Raw genomic sequence first — 3,426 nt, 5'->3', positions numbered from 1 at the left:
TCGATCAGGCGGCTGCCGATGAAAATCCCACCCTGTTCGGGCCACGGCTGGCCGATGACAGGCGGGGTGGTGCTGGTGGTGGTTTCGCTCATGGTGTGCTCCTTGGTTGAAAGGGTCGAATGGGTCAATGGGTGAATCTGCGGAAGGGGCGGACGCGGAACTCGTAGTCCCGGTGGCTGGTGAGCACGCGGCCGTACTCGAAATCCACAGCCCACGCGTAGTCATCGCCGCGCGGCGTGCTGCTCCAGTACCAGCCCTCTTTGCCGAAGAGATGCGGCACGTTTGCCAAGGCGACCATCAGTTCACGCCGCGCTGGCAGGTAGAAATCGCAGTGCCCGTCTCGCTCGTAGTTGCTGGCCAGTTTGGCGGCCGGCGATTCGCGCAGCGCGTTGGTGTTGCTCAGACCGTCCCACTGCGAGAGGTCGAGCGCGCCGCTCGGCCCCCATGTGGCACTGCCGATGTCCTCTTCCTGGGCCGTGACCAGCCCATAGAGCACGCCGTCGTCGCCATGGATGTCGCCGACGTAGACGCCGCCCTGGCCGGTGAGGTATTCGCCGATCCTGCTGCGTCCTGCGCTGGGAGGCTGCTGGGCGGTCTGCAGGCTCTCGATGAGGCGCTGGGCGACGATGTGGGCGGGCAGGGCGAGCGAGGCCCCGCCGCCCAGTTCGAACTGGATGGTGTTCATTTAGTGCTCCGTGGTGGTTTGGTGGTGGTGGGGATGCGCTTAGCGACCGGACACTCTTGCGAATGCGTCTTGGCAGATGCTCGCCCTCCGCATCCCCGTTGATGGATCAGTCGAGCCCAAGCCCGCCCTGGCCGCGCTGCTGGCGAGCACGCCCGCGCGCAGGTGCGTCCTGCTGCTGCCGTGCGCCGTCATCCAGGTTCGCGATGGCCGCTTCGATCTGCTGGCGCTGTGCGTCCGGCAGGCCGCGGGCGAGGTCGCGCGCCAGGTCGTAGTCGCCGGAGCGCACCGCTGCGTGGGCGTCGGCGAAGCCGGGCGAGTCGCCGGATTGCTGCTGCGCGTTGCGGTCGATCAGTTCGCCGGTTTCGGCATCGACTCGCTCGGCGGCAGGTGCCGCGGTCTGCTGCGGGATCGTCACGGGCTGGCGCTCTTCGATCTGAGGATGTTCTCCATGCTCGCCGGCAGGGTCGTCACGTAGAGCGGACAGGTCGACGGCGAGCTTTCCGTCGGTACCTTGCACCAGGTCAAACGTATCTTCGGCCTCGTCGGCGGTCATCAGGCCCATGGAGAGTTCTGGTGCGTAGGCACGGACCCACCACGACCCGGCGCGGTACATCAGCATCTGCTGGGGGATGCTCTTCCACTTCGATCCGTTCTTGCTGTACCAGCCTTCTTCCTTGGCGATGCCGATGGTGATGTCGGCGCCGACAAGTTTTTCCCCGGTGCTCTTCTCGATGGCCCAGCCGCGGCAGCCCCAGGTGTCGGCTCCGCGATCCCCGAAAAACTCGAAGCGGATGGCGGTGAAGCGTCCGCACATGTTCGCGGTGGCGATCAGGTACTGCGAGGACCACGTGGGGCGCCCATGCACGATCACGAGGTTCTGCATGACCATCAGAGGATCGCCGTTGATCCGCTGAGCGAGATTCAGGGCGATCATGCAGTTGGCGACGTTGTTCTGGTACTCGCGCGGCACCAGCGTCGAGGACGCGAAACCCTTGGCGATGCGCTGCATCAGCTCGAAGCTCTGCAGGTCGAAGAAGCCGGCTCGGACGGCCGGCATGCTGGCTTCCTGCGGTGCTCGAAGTGCTGCGAGGTTGGTGGGTTGGGTGGCAGTTGCGGTCATTTCATGCTCCGGGTCAATCGTGGAAATGGCAGGTCGCATGCCGCGGGCAATACTTCGGCGAGCACAGCAGCGACTTGGGGTTGGGGTAAAAGCGGCCGGTCTTGAACATTTCGGCGGCGAACTCGATCAGGCCGGGGTTGTCCTGATCGCCGACCATCACGCGCTTTCCGTTGCGGATCGTCCCTGTGGCGATTTCTGGCATACCCTTGGTCTTGAGGCCGATGATTTCCGCGTCGTCGGTGATTGGCTGACCGGTGGTGTGCTCGTACAGCAGCTCGTAGGTGCCGATCTGCGGCCCGTGGCCCTGTGTGACGGCCGCCCCCTGGCGCACTGCGGTGGCACCGCTCTTCAGGTCAGCGATGCCGACGCCGCCACCCACGGCCTTGCGAATGCGTGCGCGGTCCATCGTGCCGGTCAGGCGCACGATCACGCCGTCTCCGCAGTCGATGTCGAGCGGCTTGGTCTCCATCTCAACGGCCACGAAGTCGTACTTCGGCGACACGTCGGTGCAGTATTTCGACACCAGCGTCAGCCCGACGCGCTCGGCCTCCGGCATCGTGATGTCGTCGCGGCTCGGGTCGAATTCGTTTTCCGGGGCACGCAGCTTGTCGATCATTGCGCCGGCCGCGTCGTCGGCGGTGATGCCTGAACCGTCAAGGCGCGACTGGTCGAACACCGCCGTGCCGGCGTGGATTGCCGTTCCGAGCGCGGCGCGCAGGCCAACCACGTTGCGCAGCTTCAGGAGGTGGATACCCTCCCACCGGTATGCGCAGTCGAAAAGGCCGGCCCACGACGATGCGCGGACGGTGAAAGGGGCGTTCACGCTGCCACCTCCATCAAGTGCATGACGATGGCTGGCGGTGCAGCCAAGAAGACTGCGGCGCACACGATCAGGTCGCGCTTGGCGTGGATGCTCTTCACGGACAGCAGCAGCCGCCCGCGCAGAATCAGTTGTTGTCGGCGAAGCCGTGCGATGAGCGCGTCGCCGTAGGAGTCAGGCCCGGTTTCCGAGCGTCGATCCTCGGCGTGCTGGAGCTGGTGTCTGACAATGGCGAGCCGCGCGCGGCGGGCGATGGTGGCAAGGCTCATGGCTCAATCCCCCATCCGTGCCCGCATCGCGTCTTCGGCGTCCTCGCGTTCCATCTTGGCGAAGTCATCGCGCGCCTTCTCTTCGGCCCAACGGCCGAGCACGCGGCGTACCGCGGCGTCACGGACCTTGAAGAGCTTCATGGCGTCGCGCTCGGCGTGCGCCTCGTCGATGGCCTTGTACTCGGCGTCCGTCAGTTCCCAGTGCGCAGCGGAGATGCTGGCGGGGTCGGCCAGGTACTGGTCGAGCAGCGCTGCGGCGGTGATCTGGATGGCGTCTTCGCGGTCGGCGTCGATTTCCGCGTCGTAGCGGGGGTCTGCGTGCGAGCTGATCGGTCCCCAGGTGATGCGATCACCGGGTCCGTACTGCGTGGTTTGCTGCATGGTCGGCTCCAAAAAGAAGCCGGCGGCTGCGTTCGCAGCACGGCCGGCCGAGAGGAGGGAGACGGGGCGACGGATATGCCGTCGGCGGGCTACGCCCGCGAAGGGTTAAAGCGACGAAGCGATGACGCTGCGGAAGGGGCGGACGCGGAAC

The 3,426-nt window shown here is 65.9% G+C and carries 5 protein-coding genes; all 5 read right to left on the bottom strand.

Annotated elements, in window-relative coordinates; translation table 11 throughout:
- Positions 1-124: 124 nt before the first annotated feature.
- The 5 genes from E6O51_RS21590 to E6O51_RS21570 all read right to left on the bottom strand — a co-directional run bounded on the left by E6O51_RS21590 (position 125) and on the right by E6O51_RS21570 (position 3,275).
- Positions 125-685 (bottom strand): DUF1566 domain-containing protein, encoded by a 561-nt coding sequence (locus tag E6O51_RS21590; protein WP_136387098.1) that lies wholly within the window; start codon positions 683-685, stop codon positions 125-127.
- 106 nt (positions 686-791) lie between these two features.
- Complete coding sequence (locus E6O51_RS21585; RefSeq protein ID WP_136387097.1) at positions 792-1,805, bottom strand: hypothetical protein; 1,014 nt, start codon at positions 1,803-1,805, stop codon at positions 792-794.
- A gap of 13 nt (positions 1,806-1,818) precedes the next feature.
- Positions 1,819-2,628: a RecB family exonuclease gene (locus E6O51_RS21580; protein WP_136387096.1), complete on the bottom strand. Its 810-nt coding sequence runs from the start codon at positions 2,626-2,628 to the stop codon at positions 1,819-1,821.
- Entirely contained in the window at positions 2,625-2,894 is a 270-nt protein-coding gene (locus E6O51_RS21575) for a hypothetical protein (protein ID WP_136387095.1), read from the bottom strand. The genes E6O51_RS21580 and E6O51_RS21575 overlap by 4 nt, the downstream gene beginning before the upstream one ends.
- Before the next feature lie 3 nt (positions 2,895-2,897).
- Positions 2,898-3,275: a hypothetical protein gene (locus E6O51_RS21570; protein ID WP_136387094.1), complete on the bottom strand. Its 378-nt coding sequence runs from the start codon at positions 3,273-3,275 to the stop codon at positions 2,898-2,900.
- Positions 3,276-3,426: the final 151 nt, after the last annotated feature.

This window comes from Pseudothauera rhizosphaerae (genome assembly GCF_004801305.1).
Taxonomy (GTDB): Bacteria; Pseudomonadota; Gammaproteobacteria; order Burkholderiales; family Rhodocyclaceae; genus Pseudothauera; species Pseudothauera rhizosphaerae.
The sequence above is the reverse complement of the archived record's forward strand: the minus strand, read 5'-3'. Positions and strand labels throughout refer to the sequence as shown.